Source organism: Ruegeria arenilitoris (assembly GCF_013031355.1).
Classification (GTDB): Bacteria; Pseudomonadota; Alphaproteobacteria; order Rhodobacterales; family Rhodobacteraceae; genus Ruegeria; species Ruegeria arenilitoris_C.
Genome location: NZ_WPZO01000002.1, coordinates 456,765 through 473,936, shown reverse-complemented (window position 1 = coordinate 473,936; position 17,172 = coordinate 456,765). Strand labels below are relative to the sequence as shown.

Below are 17,172 nucleotides of genomic sequence, written 5' to 3'. Positions count from 1 at the left end.
CACATCCCTAGGTCTCTATCGGTCCGGCCGTCCCTATGGCAGATTGGGGACTGAGTGCGACGGGCGGCAAACGCGCTACTGAATTCGCATCCAGTGATGTCTTTTCGAATGTCATGCAGATTTGGATCGGTGGCGAGCGAAAGGCCCGCGAAACAGGCGAGGTTCTCGCGGCTCCACGAACGCTACCCTTAAATATCAACCTGGGTCTTGGTGAGAACAACCGTAGCGCAAACGGTTATTTGCTTCGGGACATTTCGAGGCAACGGCTGATGCCTACTTCGCCAAGCCGGAAATCAGCTATCGTGATTTGGCAGGCGGATTAATCGACGCTCAAACCTCATACATGTTGGGTCTTATTGGCGAGGACGTGAAGCGCTCCAAGCGTTCTCTGCGATTTCAAGCAACGTCTCGAACACATCCGGAGTACCCACGATTACACGCCCACCTTCTCGGATCATCGTATCGGCGTTCTGATCCTCAACAACGCCACCCGCTTCCGAGACAAGCAGTTGCCCAGCCAGACAATCCCAGGCGTTCATGTGTTCCTCCATGTAGCCCAGGAGTCGCCCGGCAGCGACGTAGGCCAATGAAAGCGCCCCACTGGCGTTTCTGTGAAACATGGCCCCTTGCTCGATTAGGTTCTCGACAACAAGTAAAGCGTGGCGGGAGTCGATCCGGTTCGAATACCCCACGGAAACTGTTCCGTCCTTCAGAGCTACTCCGGCGGAGACTCGCATAGGAAAACTGTTCAATGTCGCTCCCTCTCCGCGTATCGCCACAAAGGTCTCATCCATGTTTGGATCGCGGATCACGCCAACTTCGGTGTGCCCTTCGGTGACTCCGGCAAGAACAATGGTCCATACGGGAATACCGTTCACGAAATTTGTTGTCCCATCAATTGGGTCTATCACCCAATCAAAGCCGCTCTCTCCCGCAGCCGCGCCGTGCTCTTCACCAAAAACCCCATCGTCTGGCCACGCCTCCGCGATCCTTTGACGAATGAAAGTTTCGACATTCCTGTCCGCCTCGCTGACCCAGTCCTGAGTGCCTTTTTGATCAACAACAAGATTAACCCGATCTGCGAAGTACTTTTTGGCAATTTCCCCAGCCTCCTCGCAGACTCCGATGGCAAAGTCTCTGCGTTCTGAAAGTCTAGACATAGATGCTCCCTTATTTGGTTGGAGAATTGCCTTACAACATTGCAGGCTAAGCGAATGTCAGGAAATTACAGAGTCATTTCTCTTGTTTCCGGAAGCAACTTCGCCGCCTCAAACCTAGAGTTTCCAGTGTTGGTGATCTCTTCCGCGATCACCCCCCAAGTCGAAGGTTCGCTAATTACTGTCTTCATTTGGGCTCATTGTCGGCATCTTCTGCATATTGGATCAATGTCCGCTATGAGGCTGAAGTGGTGGTTTGTTTGGTCCGCAGATAAGGCATGCACTCAACCAGAGATCGCTTCACATAACACCGGTATTCAGCTATGTTCGCGGTTCATTACGATGCGGTAAATCATCCAGTGGTTGCGGTAGCATGCCATTCGGGACTCTGTCCGGCGAAAACCGCAGTGCGGACGAAGCTGACACTCTGGCTCACCCTGTGTATCCTGACGGCATCGATTAGGGAGGCTTCAATATGACCATTCCCAACGAAGTCGCGCACCATTACCATTCCGGTCACTTGCTCAAACGGATTTCCGATGGTTGCGCAGCACTGGACCTGACCCCGCCAATTTCCCACGACGCTTTGGCGCCGGTTGACGAGTTTCACATTGGCGGGCGTCTCGCGACCGAACCATTTGTGAAGGCTCTCAGCCTTTCACCTGAAAGCCGGGTTGTCGATTTGGGATGTGGGCTTGGGGGTCCGGCACGCTATGTGGCGGCGGCCACCGGGGCGTATGTAACCGGTGTCGATTTAACCGCCGAGTTTGTGGAAACCGGTCGCGCTCTTACAGAATGGACGGGCTTGTCAGACCGAGTTCAACTCATCGAAGGCAGCGTGTTGGAATTGCCGCTGGACATTGACTCCATGGACGCCGCTTACATGATCCATGTCGGCATGAACATCGCGGACAAAGTCGGCATCGCCCGTGAGGCGAAGCGAGTGCTCAGGCCAGGCGGAATTTTTGCGATTTACGATGTGATGCAAGTCGGAGAGGGGCAAATGGACTATCCCGCACCCTGGGCGTCATCTGCAGATCAAAGCGCACTGACTCCTCCGGAAACATATGAAGCTGCTTTGAAATCCGTCGGTTTCGACGTTAGTGACCGGATCGACCGCACTGCATTCGCCAAACAGTTCTTTGCAGATCTGGCAGCTGCGCAAAGCCGTTCAGATGGCCCTCCACCTTTGGGTCTTCATCTTATAATGGGCGATGACACCGCGCTTAAGGTTCAACATATGGTCAGGAATATCGAACGTGGTTTGATTGCCCCAATTGCAATCCACGCGCGCCTTCCAGTTTAGCTGCTTTGACTAACAGGTCAGGTTTGGCCTTATTTAAGTGGGGTGGCGGTTTGTGGTAATCTTCCATAAGCAAACCGGGGATTGCACATGGCTGAAACAGCTCTGATTACGGGTGCCTCAAGTTGAATAGGCCGGGCAACGGCCATCGACCTGGCTTCGAAAGGCTGGAACATACTCGCGCATGGACGCTGCGAGGACGCGCTGCAAGAAACAATTGCCATGGTTGAGGCCGCAGGTGGCACGGGCGAATTTTTTGCCGCAGAAATGGGTGACATGACTTCTGTGGCCGCTCTCGCAGACTGGGCGCTGCAAAGCGAGCGGTTGGACGCGATGGTTCACTGCGCCGCCAGTTTCACCCACGGCGCTGTTTCGATTGACCGCTTTTTCAGATTGGGACACATCCATCGACCAAGTGCTGCGGGCAACCATCCGACTGACCGCGCATTTCTTGCCTGCGATCCGTGAAACAGGGGGGCATTTGTCTATATCTGCGGGCCTACATCCTGGCTGGGCTGGAAAATCACGCCATTCATTGTGCCCTGCGGCATGCGCAGGCTGGTTTCGCCAAGGCTCTGTTCCAAGATGTCCGCGAAGACGGTGTTCGGGTCACCCTTGTGCACCCGGGGTTTGTCAGCACTCCAGACGTGTCCGACGCAGGCAAAGACCGCTCCAAAATGATTAAGCTTGAAGAAATTTCAACGCTAATCTCGACTGCTGTATTGCTGCCCAACAACGCCTGCGTCACGGAACTCACAGTGCGCCCCCAAAGGACGCCATATCTATGACAGGCTCTATCTGGTTGGTCGTTCAGAAAGTGTTGACCCACGCGCAAAGCTACATCCGCATGATCATGCGTGCATCCTCCAACAACGGCGATGCCTGGATACTTGCCTGCCTAAATCGGGCGCATCGTAGCACCATCTATTTTGCGCGTTCGTAAGGGCACGGAGCGGTAACCAAGCCCTTTCAATTGACGGGCTGGTAAGACGAGATAGCACCATAAAAGTCGTTGAGTGGTGGCCCCAGCATTGATCAAAGCTGCCATGCCCCATCGACGAAGCGAACATGTTGGAACTCCATTGACGTCAGGACGTTTGCTGCGGCAGCGCCACGATAGCTTGGAGCCCTGCCGCACGTTGTGAAGATCGTCCTGGTTCGGTCCTGCAATTCCGAACTCCGATACTCGCTCTCCAGATCTGCCATCCAAGCAACTGCGCGGCCGGGCGCAGCTACGGCGTTTGGGTACACACCGGTGGTGTCCATTTCCGCGGTGTCACTTACATCGACCAAGAGTACTTTTTTGGTCATTCTCCAATGTTACGAGTGCTTCGGCAGCGGAGATGCCTTCAGCAGCCGAAATTTCCTCTTCTTCCATTTGAGCAAATGTGCGCGCCATGTCGACCCCCAGTCGTCTGTGCTAGGGCACGTTTCAGACGTTCACGGGTTTAATCAAGGTCGCCAGATATGCCCGTGTTTCACCATCCCAATCAGCAGGGTTTTCGCCATGAGCAACTTGCGCATGAAGTTCCATAAGTTTCCAAACTTCATCCTTGGTCTCGGCGACCACGCTTGCGGGACAGGCCGCCATCCCTTCACAATCCCGACAAGCATATGAAAACGCGTTCGCCATCTAGTTTCTCCCCCTTGTTTGAATCGAGGATAGCAGATTGGGCATTATTCACCGAATCCGGCAGGTAGATTGACTGTTTGTGAGACGTTGTCATCGCTGTGAAAGTCGCCTTTGGGGCTCTCCTGGCACCTTCGCCGCGATCTGCGCCAAGGGCCAGTTTGGTATGGATCGACTTTCGCTGCTCGCCGGATGAACTCGTCAGACGCGGACAGGGCCGCCGTCCACTCAGCACAAGGCAATGACCGTTCTCCAGCCCGAACCGGACAGGATTGAATGATGTTGCAGGCGCTCAACCAGATTTTCACAACGTGCGCGCAACTTGGGATATATTCGGCTAGTGTTCACGTCCTATGCCCGAAGAAACGACGGCGAGCAGCATGCGACCGCACTGGCGCAGGTTTTTCGGCCCCGTTCTTTTACCGTTTTCTTAAAATCCGACGGCGACATTCCAGACCATTTTCGGAAGGCCCTCGAAAACGCAGTGGGGTCTGCGTAGCCAAGCCGTAGTGCAGTCTCACCAACGGACTTCCCTACCGGACCCAGCAGCTTCTTTGCTTCTTCCAGTTTGACACCAGATATGACCTGAGAGGCTGATTGCCCGTAAGGTGCCAGCCGATTGTTCAATGTCTCCCGGTGGAAACCGCATAGGCGCGCCAGTTCGTCTACACCAAATCCCGGCTCGCCAAGATGAATTCGGATCAGGCCCTGAAGCCCGGCTAAGAAATCTTGAGGCGCATGCTGGCCGAGGGTAGCGCCTGTTAGGTCTGACGGGTTTTCCAATGTTTCCGAGAGCATCTGATGGCTCAGCCAAGTTGAGGGAAACCGAATCGAAAAGCCCTGTGGGCTGCACTTGATGGCTTGAACACCATGAAAGTGCCTAGGTAGCACGTCAGGTTCGCTGACCCGTAAGATGATCTGGCTCGGGTCCCACCTAAAATCCAGAACCCGGTGCAGCAATGATATCCAGATGCTCGCTAGAAATGCGTCGGTCTGTCCCGGCGAAACTGAAAACTTGAAATTCCGCTTGGCACTGAAATAAGCGTGCTCGCGTTCCACAAGCAGCGATTGCGTGACCGCGTTGGATTCTTTCGAGACGGCTTGAGTGTAGCGCGTAAAGAAGTCGCCCAGCGTCAACGCCTCGGCCAACATGTCACCAAGAGGCAGAAACCTAACAAGGTCAATTGATTGACCAACTTGCGCGCAGAAGTCCGGTGATGTTGCGTCAGCAGCGGCTTGATGGATTTTATAGATCGTCTCGTGTGGCAGGAAATTCTGGCGATCCATCACTTGGGATTCGCTTACACCAAGAGGGTCTAGAACGAAAGCCGGTTCAACACCGAAATCACGCAATGCAGCTACCACGGGTGCAGCAACCGATGCCCGAACCAACGGCAAAGCCTTCTTTGTGTTTTGGTCAAATGCGTCCATGTCGCCCTCAAATATCATGAAGTTAACGACAGAAAGACAGCAAACACATAAAAAGGCGCCAAAAGCTTGCAGAATGCCAAATTAATTTGGCAAAGCCTGTCATACTGTCAGGCAATATCCGGCAATCGTTCTAAAATCACATTCAGAAATATACATTTGTGATTCGTATTTGGAGGGCCTCAATGACACCGAAACTCATACATATGGTGGCCACAACGGCCTTTTCTGCAAGCCTGGCAATCGCGGGCCAAGGTTTTGCGCAGGAAGAGAGCTTTCCGATCCTATTTACCAATGTGCACGTGTTTAACGGTGTCGATGAAAAACGAATTGAGAACGCAAACGTTCTGGTAGTGGACAACCTGATCGCAGAAGTATCGGTGGAACCGCTGGCCGTCGCCAATGCCCAGATTGTTGACGGTGGAGGTCGAACACTGATGCCGGGATTGATCGATGCTCACGTGCATATGGCAATCACCGAGCCCGTCGCGGACCTGAGGGACAATTTTGACTGGATGTATTGGGGCGCGGTTTCCACAATTGAAGCTGAGAAAATGCTGCTGCGTGGTTTCACAACCGTTCGGGATGCGGGTGGCCCGGCAATTGGTCTGCAAAAAGCTATAGACCGCGGCAAGGCCGTGGGGCCAAGGATTTACGCATCAGGGCCGGTAATTTCGCAAACTTCCGGACATGGTGAGCATCGGGTCTATACCGAACCCCACCCGAACTTCATGGGGGCGCAGCCGTCTTTCTTCAACCAGCATGTCGAGTTCCTGGCCGATGGCGTGCCCGAAGTCTTGCGTGCAACGCGCGAAGCCCTGCGCATGGGCGCGGTGCAGATCAAGGTAATGGCAGGCGGTGGTGTGTCATCTTCGGTTGATCCGCTGCACACCGTTCAAGGATTGCCGGAAGAGTTGGAGGCATCGGTTCGCGCGGCGGCTGATTGGGGGACCTATGTCATGGTCCACGCCTATAACGACGACTCGATCCTGCGGTCACTGGAAGCGGGCGTCATCAGCATAGAACATGGGCAACTGATGACTGAAGTATCAGCGCAGGCCATCAAGGATTCTGGCGCCTGGATTGTCCCGTTCTATTCTCTGCTTGGGCTTGATGAGGAAGTTGTCAAGAAGGCGCTTGGCACTGCGGCAGCTCCCAAATTCCTTGATGTTCAGGCAGGTGCGCGCAACCAAATGAAGCTGCTGAAAGAGTACGAGATCGAGAACATCGCATTCTCGACAGATATCATCGGCGACCCAGTGGCTCTGACGAAGCAGAATGACGAGTTCAAATACCGGCTGGAGGCGTGGACTTCGTATGAAATCCTGCAACAGGCCACGTCAAAATCGGCCGCACTTCTGGCACTGTCAGGAAAACTCAACCCCTACCAAGCGGGCCCGCTGGGCGTGATCGAACAGGGCGCATACGCTGATTTGCTGCTGGTCGAAGGAAACCCGGTCGAAGATGCCGAGATCCTGGTCGACTACACCAATAACATCGATCTGATCATGAAAGATGGCGTGATCTACAAAAATACACTCAATTGAGTGTCGCGCGGGGTGAATTTACCTCGGCATCCCGCGCATCCCTGGCTTTACAAATGGGAGCTTCTCACAATGAGAATTCGAGCCAAACTGACACTTGTTCCAACAGTTCTTGCATTTTTCTTGGCTTTGCCGGTTCATTCGGAAATTGCACGTATCGAATGGACAGACTTGATTGATGAAGCTGCTCAGAACTACGAAGATCCATTCGTCGAATTGACGGGCAAACAGCTTAACACGCTTCGAAAATTGGTCCGGTTGCGCGGGCAGCAAGAAAAAGGCGGGTCGACGCCAGAGCTGTTGGACCAGCTTCAAGTGGATATCGAGGCGACCGAAGCAACCCTTGCTGAGGAAGGCGTTGATGCGAACTGGCTGATTTCCCAACGCGGGGTTGTGATGGAAAGACGTGAGAAGGCGGGCACGGCCGCCAACCTTGATTATGATGGCGTGACCGTTTCATTGGGCGGATTTGTGATCCCAGCACCCCGCGACGAAGATGGCTCCCAAATGGCATATATCGTGCCGGAACGTGGAATGTGCAGCCACGTACCGCCTCCACCACCAAACCAGGTGGTGCGTTTGCGCCTAAGCGATTCATGGACGCCATCGACTGTCTACGAACCCATCGTTGTAACCGGTCAAATCAGGATCGACCCGACGCAGAAGGAAATGTTGGTTGTTGATGGTCCTGTCCTCATGAAGGCTGCGTTTACTTTAGAGGTCGATGACGTGCAAACTTTTGGACCAATCCAGACTTCCGAAGATGCTTCGACCAATAGGAAACGTGTGTTGATGGGAAGGATCAAGGCGACTGGCGGGGCTACCAGAGACGATTAGTGACACAGCCCAATTTACCTGAATATGGTTCAGAACGAGCGTTCAAGCTGGTGAGCTAAATTTCTGCTCGTGAAAGATTGAACGGCGAAAGCGGCGATAGGGGAGCGCATGAGGGTTTGGCTAATTAGAATAATTGGGCTTGTCGCAATTCTCGCTTTCACAACTGTCGCATTTGTTTGGTTGTTGCTTGCTGCTCCGATGTTCTCGGACATGCGACGTGACCTTGTAGAAAGAGTTCTTTCGGAACAAATTGGTCGGCCACTATTGGTCAACGATGATGTAAGCGTCGCGCTTGGCCGCATCAGTCACATTTACGTCGGTGGATTGATCATCCCGAGCCAGACAATGCCGGGGTCACCTCTTGTAGAATTGAACCTGCTGGAACTGGAGTTGGACATTGCCGCTTTGACCAACGGGCGTCTGCATTTTGACAATCTGGTAGTGGAAGGCCTCCAAGCGAATATTCTTACAGCCGCAGACGGCACCACAAGTTGGCGAAAAGACAAACCAACGTCCAAGCCCGTGCCCGAGGAAACTGTATCAGCGGATGATCCAAAAGACGTCGCGAGCGCTGATAGTACCAATGAGAACGACTCAGAAGGCAGCGGAATCCTGAACTTCCTGAGCGACAAGAACGTCAGTTTCACTTCAATCGGGTTAAACATCGACGACAAGGTCTCGGGCTTCTCATTTGTGTTTGACCTTCAGTCACTCGCGCTCGAACAAGTGGATAATGGACAAAGAACGAAGGTCTTTGGTTCCGGCTCCGTTAACGGTCAAGGCTTCGAAATCGAAGGCGACTATCCACACGCCGCACCGTTTACGACGCGGGCCAGTTTTGGCGAAATGACCGTAAGTTACGATGGCGAGCCCTTCACGGAAGACGAAGGCGGTGGCTATCGAGCTGTATTGGAGATGGACACCGGTGAATTCGGGGATTTTCTGGATGTCATTGGGCTGGAACGCGTTTTAGAAGGCAATGGGCAGTTACAGGCTGAACTCGTGTCTCAGGACGCTCTGAAGATCGAGGCGTTTACATCCACCGTAAGCCTGGAAGATGGGCAGAAACTCGAAGCTGAGGGCGCAATAGATGACCTCTACACCGCTCAGGGCGTTGATCTGCTTTTCAACGCGCGACTTCATCCGGAAGGACAGCCGCCGCCAGCAGCTAAAAGTATCCAGGAATTGAAGTTCACGGGCTTTGAAATGCATATGGTTGGATCCCTGGCTTCCTTCGAATTCGAGAAGTTGCTGTTCCAGACCAATGCGTTTAACCAGGGGTTAGACGTAATCGGTCCAGCCTCTATTGAAAGCATTCGCCGCATGCCAGACGGCCGGCTCGCCATGCTGGGCATCGCGCTGCAAGCCGGGCCAATTGAAGAGCCTGTCCTGAAAGCCGAAGGTGAAATCCTCGATCTGCTTCAGCTTCAGGACGTAACTTTCGATGGTGTGCTGAACGGGCCCGCCAAATTGATTTTGCCCAACCTCGATAAAGACTATGTTGACCAGTTCGGCGGCATCAAAGCCGATTTCAACATATCCAATGCGGGCGGGCCGGTTTCACTCAACAGGTTTAACGCGACCACTTACGACACCGATCTCTGGGCGCTCGATCTCGCACTATCCGTCAACGAGCTAAAAGGGCTGGCCGGTCTCGATTTTGATGTGGAACTGGATGTCGACGACGGTGCCCAGTTTTTGACCGCGCTCAAATTGCAACCTGTCGGAATTGGCGCACTGGCTATCGATGCTGAAACCTCTAGGCAGGGCGAAGACTTTGATGCCGCAATCAAGTTCGAAGCCGGATCTTCGCATCTTCTTGCAGCTTTGGATGCGCGGTTTCCCGAAGGTGCATCCGTCGTCCGTGGCAATATTACGAGCGAGAGGCTCGATCTCAACGACCTGAAGAACCTCACCTCCGTACTGGACCAATTGAAAAGCCTGGTAGGCGAGACCTCGCAAGAACCTGAAGCAGAAGTTCAGCCTTTGGTTCTGCCGAAGGAGACAGAGGTCCAGCCCCTAGTGTTGCCAAAGGAGAAAGGGAAACCTGCCGATCTTCTGGATGTGCAGCGAGCACTGAAAGAAGCTGACGTTGAGGTGCAGATCGACTTCAAAGAGATTGTAGGGCAAAAAGGCGTAACATCTGTTTCAAGCCAATTGTCTGCTAAAGAAGGAACTGTGGATTTCGGCCCACTCCAAATGGCTTATGGTGGCGGAAACTTCAGCGTCAGGGCGGTCATGGATCTGATAGACTCTCCTGATTGGCTTTCATTATCGGGATCGACCTCAGGATGGGAATTCGGCGAAATCCTTGATGAATTGGGAATTGGAATTGATGCCTATGGACGTTTGAGCGGTAAGTTCAACGTCTCTGGCAGTACTGCCTCTGGCAAGGCCTTCATCAACTCGATGCGCGGCAACGCGTCTTTGTCGATGTCGGAGGGCTACATCAGCACCAGCCTATTGGAACTAGCGGGGCTGGGCATATTCCCCTGGCTGTTTTCAGAAGAGTTTAGACAAGGTTACACTGGCATCACTTGCGTTGTAGCCCCAGTTAAAATCCAGGCCGGGCAAGTCACTTCAAACTCCATCGTCATTGAAACAGGATCGGTTCAATTGGTTGCAAGGGGGCAAGTGGATTGGCTGAACGATACGATAGCAATAAGAGCGGAGCCGCGGCGCGTTGGCAAACCCCTATCCCGGAGCGCCTGGCCCTTTGATGTGACGGGCCGGCTATCATCGCCAAAGTTCAAGCTGGATGTGGGCGGGTCCAGAAACAAGGCCCCAGAGGGCGCTGATGCTATGCCTGTCGACAGGCAACCCTGTGTGCCAGACATCAATCAACTTCAATAATTGGACGCTACCTAGTTCTTCAGTGGTTCCGGCTGTTCAGCCTGACACGTCAGAACCGCCTCAATGGCTTTTGCAGACCCGCTGAGGTCGAGTTCAACCTCCGTCCCGCTTTCGCCTATAATCGTAACGCTTTGGCGTTTTCCAAACTCGGTTACAAACGCCGGGTTGTCGAAAAATGCGTAGCCACCGGGCACGCCATTCTTGAAGACACCAACCGCTTCACCTTCGAATTTCGCATCACCAAAGTCGAACTGTACTACCCCGGTCGTGCCGTCCTCGATTTGAACCCAGGCCGGATTAAAAGCGGCAAAAAAGCCGCCGGCCTGATTGGGCGCTGCGCCAATTTCAACGGTCATGTCATTTTCAAACGGTTTCCACGCGAGACACCCGTTGCCCTTTTCAGGATCAATCAGGATTGTCCAGTCCCCGGATTCGCCCCACCGTTCCATACCGGCGGCCCACACCGCGCCAGTGGAGATCAATGCCATTGCTGTCAGCGCCAACTTGTTCATTCGATGCCCCACACTTGTTCCGAAGATATAAAGCTGCATTCAGAGTATCGCGCGGGGTTAATCAAATACAACCATTCAGTTTCTGGAATGTTGAGCCGGCGTCAACACGCCCTAGCCCTGAAAAAGCAATCATCTTAAACCCCTACCAGAGAAAATATGACTGCCTCCTCCCCTAGAATTTGCCAGAGTTGTTCCAGGTCTCCTTTGGACCAATCCGTTCCTGAACATCCCAATGTTCGACGATCTTTCCACCCTTGAGCCGGAACAAGTCAAAGACGGCCCAGTCGTTCTCATCTTGTTTTACATGGCTAAAGGCAACCACGAAATTTCCTTGGCCGAGTAGTCGGTGAACTTTGACGTAATGGGCGGTTTTTCCACTTTTCGACACCGCTCCAAGGTGCTTGGAGAATGCTCCCAATCCGTCGGCTATTTCTGGGTTGTGCTGATCGTATTTCTCGGTCGATATGTAGTCATTCACAAGATCGGTGCGCCCTGCCATAAGGACATTGTCGATGAACCCTTGCACCACGGTCTTGTTGGCCTCGGTGAATTCGAGATCCTCGATTTCGGTTGGGCCGTCCACCATGCTGCGGCCCGAGACGGTGGGCCATTTATACGCGGCAATCACATCCCAATGCTCGACGATTTTACCGTCCTCGTCGGTATCAAAGATATCGGCCGTCACCCACTGCGCTTCACCATCGTTGAGGCTTTGATAAACATGTACGAATACGAAGTTTCCATCCTCGATGGTGCACAGAACCTGGATATCGCGCACCGGATTCCGCTCAAGAAAAGGCGTGAAGAACTCGATGAAACCTTCTTTACCGTCGCGTACACCCGTTGAGTGTTGCGTGTAGCGATCCCCGGTATATTTATCGAGCGCTTCGACCATTTTGCCGTCTCGAATGCCTTTCAGATAAAGGCCCTTGGCATTTGCCACGCGAATACTGTCAGTCACAACATGACTCCTGTGTCATAGACTGGTTTTAGCTAATACCAACAACGCTCAACACCGTTTCACGGCCAGACCAAGCTACGATAGCGGACAAGGTGCCTGTGACCATGGCAGGAACAGCTTCTTTCCAGGTGTCCCAGATCAGATGGCAGCCAATTGCGCCGATGGACGCGCCAAGAATAGCCAGCGCGCCTAAAGTTCCGACCCAGGATCCCTGAAACCAGATCGCGATTGCACCAAACAATTCAACCACGCCAACCAAGGCCATGATCTGCCGATTTAACCCATACTTGATGAACATCGCCAGTTGGGTCTCGAATATGAACTTCTGCCAGCCGAAGATCTTGATCGAGCTTGCGAAGAGGAAGAAGACGGACAGCAATCCGACGAAAACAGTGATCACATTCATTCCGCAGCCTCCTGAACGGGGAAGGAGAATTCGGCGCCGAGAGCGTCCTGAAACCTCTCCTGCTTGGTGGCTGCGGCAGCATTCATTGCGTTGGCTAGAGCGCCTATGTCCGACGGGTCGACAATAGTTCTCAATGGTCTTTTGCCGTAGGGCAGGTTCAACAGATCGGCGACGGCATCGGCAACCATTGCAGGGGACGCCTCAACAAAGCTTTTTTGCGCCAACCCTATGAAGCGTCTAGCCATCGCCTGTGCTTGTTCCAAAGTTGGGCCGTATCCAGCCATGCGTTTCGGTTCATCCGTTGGCGGAGATTTCTGCATGATGCCAGTGTCAAATGCACCGGGCTGAACGATAAGAGATTCCAGTCCTAAAGGGGCGAGTTCAAGCGCATAGGTCTCGGCGACTAGTTCCAGCGCCGCTTTAGTGGCTGAGTAAAAACCGCTCATCGGCAAAGCTAACCGGGATATGTCACTGGTGATGCAGATCACCGTGCCAAAGCCCTGGTCCCTCATATTAGGAAGCACGGAGCGCAGCACGCGAACTGGTCCCAGCACGTTCACATTCAGCATGTTCTGAAATCGTGCCGAAGAAATGGTCTCGTTGAGTCCGCCAACATATATCCCGGCATTGTTGATCACGACATCAAGTGGGCCATCCAGCTTTAACATCAGATTGGCAATCGCGCTGTCTACGCCGGCGTCACTGCTGACATCCAGTTCAATAGGGAAAATTTGCCCGGATACTGCCTCCAGACTGGCCGCCACGTCGGCGTTTCGCCCCTTCAAAGCACGCATTCCGGCAAATACAGAATGACCTTCGTCTGCGAGTCTGATGGCCATTTCTTTTCCGAAGCCGCTGCTGGCCCCAGTGATCAGAATATTCATCTTTCCGTTCCTCTTGTGGTCGAGAGGAAAATGGCAATCAATAGACATAATTAGAAATAATCATTATTTCTTCCTAGTATGAATGGAATTGATGGACTTGATCTTAATCTACTGAAATCTCTGCAAGCCCTCATCTCGGAACGGCATGTCGGACGTGCTGCGCAGCGAATGAACGTAACGCAGCCTGCCATGAGTCACACTCTGGCAAGGCTGCGCCGCGTGTTTGACGACCCTCTGTTCGTCAAGCAAGGGCGCGAAATGGTGCCTACGACGCGCACTCTGGACCTTGCGGCGCGGTTAAACACGATCCTTTCTGAGATCAGCGTGCTGACTGCGCCAGTGACGTTCTCACCTGAAAACGCCACTGAGACTATTCGCATCCATGCCCATGATTTTATCGCCACTAGTTTCCTTGCAAACGCTGTTCGGCGTATTCGACAGCAGGCACCAGGGGTCGTGTTCGAAATTAACAGCTATTCCGATCACAGCTACCAAATGCTGGATACCGGTGATGCCGATTTGATTATTGGCGCAGGACTTCAGGCAAATCCGAAGTTTCTTCAAAAGCTGCTGCTGCGCGAGCGCCTTGTGTGCCTATTAGACCGAACCCACCCAGCGTTGAACAGTTGGAATGCTGAGACGGTCTTCCTATATCCACATGTCCGGCTGAACCTGATGGCCAAACAAGATGATCCAGTTCACCTTTATGGCAGGGATCAGGGTTTGCCCCCACGCCAAATTGGGCTGGTGACAGATAATCTGCATCTTCAACCGGCCTTCCTGGAAAGAACAAATCTAATCGCTTTTGTGCCGGAGACGCTCGCCCAAGCTGCTACCAACAACATGAACCTAGTCACGCGCGATTGCCCTTTTCCTCTGCCGGAATTGGGAATCCGTGCAATTTGGCATGAGCGAGACGCACGATCTCCCCTTCTCGGCTGGATCCGTAGCCAGCTGGAAACATAGCGTTTATTGGATCTAGTACTGTTCTTCGGCGCCAACTGTGCAATGAGGCCAGTAATGTTGTACGCCAACCTCGTAGGAAGGAGAACTTCAAGGGCAGCGTTGGTTCTTGTTAATCAAATTCGATCCTACTGAGTTTACCGCAGATTTCTGATTTCCCAGAGACTAGACTACAGCCTCCCGTAGATCAGCTTCGTCGTGCTCGAATGTCGGCTCCGCGAACTACGTCAACAGCATCCGGATAACCTGCCCGACGACAGCTCTGGGCTGCACGCCGAATATTTGCAAAGTCCGCTTTCTGCGCATTGCTGCCATTTGAAGTGACCGGCGCTGCAATCGCGGCGAATGCCTGCTTGGTGGCCGCTTGCCAAACAGGCGCTAAAGCCGCGAAGGTCAATGGTCGAAACCTTGCGACAACTTCATGTGTATTTTCCTGTTTCGGTGTGGGCAATTAACTAAAGCCGAATACTTGCTCCGGTAATCGCTTCACAGGCAAATCTTTTTGTTGAATTTAACAGTTGCGTGAGTTTTCAGCATTAAAGCGAAGTAAGCTTTGCTCTTCGAACTGTCTCAACTCAATACTAAAGCACATGTCGCTACTTGCGGAGTATTAGTGCGAATTAGCGTAGGCATCGCTGTATCAATACTTGTGGCTATATCCATCGGCGTGTCGACGGTTATAGTTCACTCCCTGTGGTGGAAAATAGCGCATGACAACAGCCGCATGCTCGCAGCCGAGATCAACAGTCAAATTGCAAACACCGTTCGTATAGAGGTGGGCGTAACGCTCAGGTCGGCCGAAGCAGCCTGGGCAGCCGTACGCACGATATTTGTCCAGAACGTTATCGCGACGCGACAAGCCGACAAAAGAGAGTTCGTGTTTTTATCACAATTGCAGGCACAACCGAATATTTCATGGATTTTCTTCGGTTGGCCCGATGGGAATTTTTTCGCGTCACATCGTTTAGGTGACGGCGGGCTTGAGATGATTGAAATCGACAAGGATATCCGTGAAAGGATGTTGCGGAAGGATCGCTATATCTTCATTCCAGGAGACATCCAGTTCGAGGAGCGAACCTTTACCGAAACATCCTACGATCCACGCGAACATGCGTGGTTTAAAAACTCTATGGGCCTTGAGTCCACGGGATGGATTGAAGCGCGCGACCTCCCGGAGAGTAACAAAACTGTCTACACATTTGCTGGTCCGATAGACGTCAACCGAAAGCGGCAAGGCGTTCTGGCCGTGGCGATCGAAACGGATCGGCTTTCGCGCTTTCTGGCGACTCTTACGCCCGGTGAATTCGGCGCAGCGTTTGTTCTGGATGCCGATGGTAAAGTGATCGCGGTACCCGATGCAGAAGCAGATGAGGTCATACCCGCACGCATGGGTGAGGGTGAGCTTTATGAGGTCGCCAAGATCGCCGGTGAAAAGCTGTTGGGTGACCCCACAACGAACGCCTCCGGTTCGTTGTCTAAGCGCGTTGTCATCGAAGGTGTGCCTTACGCGGTTGCTCTGACGCCATTGGGGTTCTACGGCTGGCGCGTTGCCACCGTCATCCCTGAAGCTGCCTTTCTTTCGGAAATAGACAAAACGCTGATAAACCTGATCTATATTCTGATCGGTGTGGTTGCTGTTGCCACAGGATTGGCTATCTGGTTGGTTCGCACTGTCGTCGCAAATCCATTGGCATATATCGCCGAAGACCTGAGCAAAATAGAACGCTTTGACGTCGAACGTGTTTCGCGCAGGCCCTCCAAACTCTCTGAGCTTGAAAACCTCTCTGCTGCAACCGCAAGTATGGCTGCAGGTCTATCAGCATTCCGCAAGTATGTACCTACCGACTTGGTGCGCATGCTGGTTGCCGAGGGCATCAAGACTCAGCCAGGCGGAGACATAAAGCAGATTTCCGTGCTTTTTTGCGATGTCACGGGTTTCACAGGCCTGTCTGAAAAACTTGGCCCCAGAATCGTCCAAATGATGGAACCTTTCTTTAACGCGTCTTCTGCGGCCATCGCTCGTAATGGGGGAACTATCGACAAATTCATGGGCGATGCTGTGATGGCCTTCTGGGGCGCGCCGCGCAAGGATACCAACCACGCCGAAAACGCCTGTCGCGCGGCACTGGACCTTGTCGCCGCTGTAGAGGAGGCCGGAATTGAAGACGACTCTGGCAACCCCCTGCGCGTCAGGATCGGGCTAAATAGTGGCGACGCTCTGGTCGGCAACATAGGGTCAGAGCAGCGTTTGAATTACACTGCAATTGGCGATGTGGTAAACGTTGCCAGCCGGTTAGAGGCGGCCAACAAGGATTACGACACGCTTATCCTGATTGGTCCAGAAACCCGACGCCAAGCGGCTGATACGATCGTGGTGCGTGAGCTGGACACGCTAACAGTATTTGGGCGCACAAAGGAGTTGGTGGTCTACGAACTGATTGCGATGGCGGATGGGATTGCCGGATCGCTTGCGTGGATTGAGCCCTACAAAGAAGGCCTTACACACTATCGAGCAGGGCAGTTTGAAAAAGCTGTTGCTGCCTTTAAGGCCGCTGATCAAGAACGAAACGGAGATCCCGCCTCGGTGGTCATGATGTCCCGCGCCCAAGTTTTGTTGGAGAATCCGCCACCGGAAGATTGGAACGCAGTTACGAACACCAATAAGAAGCGGTAGTTTGTGGGGCTCGCAAACTC

The 17,172-nt window shown here is 53.1% G+C and carries 17 protein-coding genes; 8 read left to right on the top strand and 9 right to left on the bottom strand.

Features of this window, described 5'->3' with window-relative positions:
• Nucleotides 1-353: 353 nt before the first annotated feature.
• Nucleotides 354-1,160, bottom strand: coding sequence for an inositol monophosphatase family protein (locus GOX63_RS07835; RefSeq protein ID WP_170327415.1), 807 nt, complete (start codon nt 1,158-1,160; stop codon nt 354-356).
• A gap of 472 nt (nt 1,161-1,632) precedes the next feature.
• Here GOX63_RS07835 and GOX63_RS07830 point away from each other — a divergent pair, with 472 nt between their 5' ends.
• The 3 genes from GOX63_RS07830 (at nt 1,633) to GOX63_RS07820 (ending at nt 3,403) form a co-directional block, all read left to right on the top strand.
• Entirely contained in the window at nt 1,633-2,463 is an 831-nt protein-coding gene (locus GOX63_RS07830; protein ID WP_170545436.1) for a class I SAM-dependent methyltransferase, read from the top strand.
• Nucleotides 2,464-2,589: 126 nt separating this feature from the next.
• Complete coding sequence (locus GOX63_RS07825) at nt 2,590-2,928, top strand: SDR family NAD(P)-dependent oxidoreductase (protein WP_170327548.1); 339 nt, start codon at nt 2,590-2,592, stop codon at nt 2,926-2,928.
• A gap of 316 nt (nt 2,929-3,244) precedes the next feature.
• Complete coding sequence (locus tag GOX63_RS07820) at nt 3,245-3,403, top strand: hypothetical protein (RefSeq protein ID WP_170327418.1); 159 nt, start codon at nt 3,245-3,247, stop codon at nt 3,401-3,403.
• Nucleotides 3,404-3,495: 92 nt separating this feature from the next.
• On the opposite strand, the gene GOX63_RS24085 is transcribed toward GOX63_RS07820, so the two are convergent.
• The 4 genes from GOX63_RS24085 to GOX63_RS07810 form a co-directional block, all read right to left on the bottom strand.
• Nucleotides 3,496-3,726 carry a hypothetical protein gene (locus GOX63_RS24085; protein ID WP_367647202.1) on the bottom strand — a complete coding sequence of 77 codons (231 nt, stop codon included), beginning with the start codon at nt 3,724-3,726 and terminating at the stop codon, nt 3,496-3,498.
• Nucleotides 3,727-3,736: 10 nt separating this feature from the next.
• On the bottom strand, nt 3,737-3,859 hold the full coding sequence (locus GOX63_RS23960; protein WP_302477144.1) for a hypothetical protein: 123 nt from the start codon (nt 3,857-3,859) through the stop codon (nt 3,737-3,739).
• A gap of 33 nt (nt 3,860-3,892) precedes the next feature.
• The gene (locus tag GOX63_RS07815; RefSeq protein ID WP_170327419.1) at nt 3,893-4,093 is read right to left on the bottom strand and encodes a DUF1059 domain-containing protein; all 201 of its coding nucleotides are present in this window, start codon (nt 4,091-4,093) and stop codon (nt 3,893-3,895) included.
• Nucleotides 4,094-4,441: 348 nt separating this feature from the next.
• Nucleotides 4,442-5,521, bottom strand: coding sequence for a helix-turn-helix domain-containing protein (locus GOX63_RS07810; protein ID WP_170327421.1), 1,080 nt, complete (start codon nt 5,519-5,521; stop codon nt 4,442-4,444).
• A 182-nt stretch (nt 5,522-5,703) separates the two neighbouring features.
• Between GOX63_RS07810 and GOX63_RS07805 the strand changes: the two genes are divergently transcribed.
• From GOX63_RS07805 to GOX63_RS07795, 3 genes are all read left to right on the top strand, one after another.
• Nucleotides 5,704-7,065, top strand: coding sequence for a metal-dependent hydrolase family protein (locus tag GOX63_RS07805; protein WP_170327423.1), 1,362 nt, complete (start codon nt 5,704-5,706; stop codon nt 7,063-7,065).
• 69 nt (nt 7,066-7,134) lie between these two features.
• On the top strand, nt 7,135-7,899 hold the full coding sequence (locus GOX63_RS07800; RefSeq protein ID WP_170327424.1) for a DUF3299 domain-containing protein: 765 nt from the start codon (nt 7,135-7,137) through the stop codon (nt 7,897-7,899).
• Between the two features lie 108 nt (nt 7,900-8,007).
• Nucleotides 8,008-10,752, top strand: coding sequence for an AsmA family protein (locus GOX63_RS07795; RefSeq protein WP_170545434.1), 2,745 nt, complete (start codon nt 8,008-8,010; stop codon nt 10,750-10,752).
• Between the two features lie 11 nt (nt 10,753-10,763).
• On the opposite strand, the gene GOX63_RS07790 is transcribed toward GOX63_RS07795, so the two are convergent.
• From GOX63_RS07790 to GOX63_RS07775, 4 genes are all read right to left on the bottom strand, one after another.
• Nucleotides 10,764-11,303: a hypothetical protein gene (locus GOX63_RS07790; protein ID WP_254435887.1), complete on the bottom strand. Its 540-nt coding sequence runs from the start codon at nt 11,301-11,303 to the stop codon at nt 10,764-10,766.
• A 133-nt stretch (nt 11,304-11,436) separates the two neighbouring features.
• On the bottom strand, nt 11,437-12,225 hold the full coding sequence (locus tag GOX63_RS07785) for a nuclear transport factor 2 family protein (RefSeq protein WP_217356187.1): 789 nt from the start codon (nt 12,223-12,225) through the stop codon (nt 11,437-11,439).
• A 28-nt stretch (nt 12,226-12,253) separates the two neighbouring features.
• The gene (locus tag GOX63_RS07780; protein ID WP_170545431.1) at nt 12,254-12,631 is read right to left on the bottom strand and encodes a DoxX family protein; all 378 of its coding nucleotides are present in this window, start codon (nt 12,629-12,631) and stop codon (nt 12,254-12,256) included.
• Entirely contained in the window at nt 12,628-13,515 is an 888-nt protein-coding gene (locus GOX63_RS07775) for an SDR family NAD(P)-dependent oxidoreductase (protein WP_170545428.1), read from the bottom strand. Before GOX63_RS07775 ends, GOX63_RS07780 begins: the two co-directional genes overlap by 4 nt.
• Nucleotides 13,516-13,593: 78 nt before the next feature.
• Between GOX63_RS07775 and GOX63_RS07770 the strand changes: the two genes are divergently transcribed.
• Complete coding sequence (locus tag GOX63_RS07770; RefSeq protein WP_170327429.1) at nt 13,594-14,481, top strand: LysR family transcriptional regulator; 888 nt, start codon at nt 13,594-13,596, stop codon at nt 14,479-14,481.
• Between the two features lie 610 nt (nt 14,482-15,091).
• A complete protein-coding gene (locus tag GOX63_RS07765; RefSeq protein ID WP_367646738.1) occupies nt 15,092-17,152 on the top strand; it encodes an adenylate/guanylate cyclase domain-containing protein in 2,061 nt (686 codons plus the stop codon).
• Nucleotides 17,153-17,172 lie beyond the last annotated feature (20 nt).

Coding starts and splice junctions, on each gene's coding strand:
- GOX63_RS07835 (WP_170327415.1), bottom strand. CDS start 1,160: ATGTCTAGACTTTCAGAACGCAGAGACTTTGCCATCGGAGTCTGCGAG.
- GOX63_RS07830 (WP_170545436.1), top strand. CDS start 1,633: ATGACCATTCCCAACGAAGTCGCGCACCATTACCATTCCGGTCACTTG.
- GOX63_RS07820 (WP_170327418.1), top strand. CDS start 3,245: ATGACAGGCTCTATCTGGTTGGTCGTTCAGAAAGTGTTGACCCACGCG.
- GOX63_RS24085 (WP_367647202.1), bottom strand. CDS start 3,726: ATGGACACCACCGGTGTGTACCCAAACGCCGTAGCTGCGCCCGGCCGC.
- GOX63_RS23960 (WP_302477144.1), bottom strand. CDS start 3,859: ATGGCGCGCACATTTGCTCAAATGGAAGAAGAGGAAATTTCGGCTGCT.
- GOX63_RS07815 (WP_170327419.1), bottom strand. CDS start 4,093: ATGGCGAACGCGTTTTCATATGCTTGTCGGGATTGTGAAGGGATGGCG.
- GOX63_RS07810 (WP_170327421.1), bottom strand. CDS start 5,521: ATGGACGCATTTGACCAAAACACAAAGAAGGCTTTGCCGTTGGTTCGG.
- GOX63_RS07805 (WP_170327423.1), top strand. CDS start 5,704: ATGACACCGAAACTCATACATATGGTGGCCACAACGGCCTTTTCTGCA.
- GOX63_RS07800 (WP_170327424.1), top strand. CDS start 7,135: ATGAGAATTCGAGCCAAACTGACACTTGTTCCAACAGTTCTTGCATTT.
- GOX63_RS07795 (WP_170545434.1), top strand. CDS start 8,008: ATGAGGGTTTGGCTAATTAGAATAATTGGGCTTGTCGCAATTCTCGCT.
- GOX63_RS07790 (WP_254435887.1), bottom strand. CDS start 11,303: ATGCAGCTTTATATCTTCGGAACAAGTGTGGGGCATCGAATGAACAAG.
- GOX63_RS07780 (WP_170545431.1), bottom strand. CDS start 12,631: ATGAATGTGATCACTGTTTTCGTCGGATTGCTGTCCGTCTTCTTCCTC.
- GOX63_RS07775 (WP_170545428.1), bottom strand. CDS start 13,515: ATGAATATTCTGATCACTGGGGCCAGCAGCGGCTTCGGAAAAGAAATG.
- GOX63_RS07770 (WP_170327429.1), top strand. CDS start 13,594: ATGAATGGAATTGATGGACTTGATCTTAATCTACTGAAATCTCTGCAA.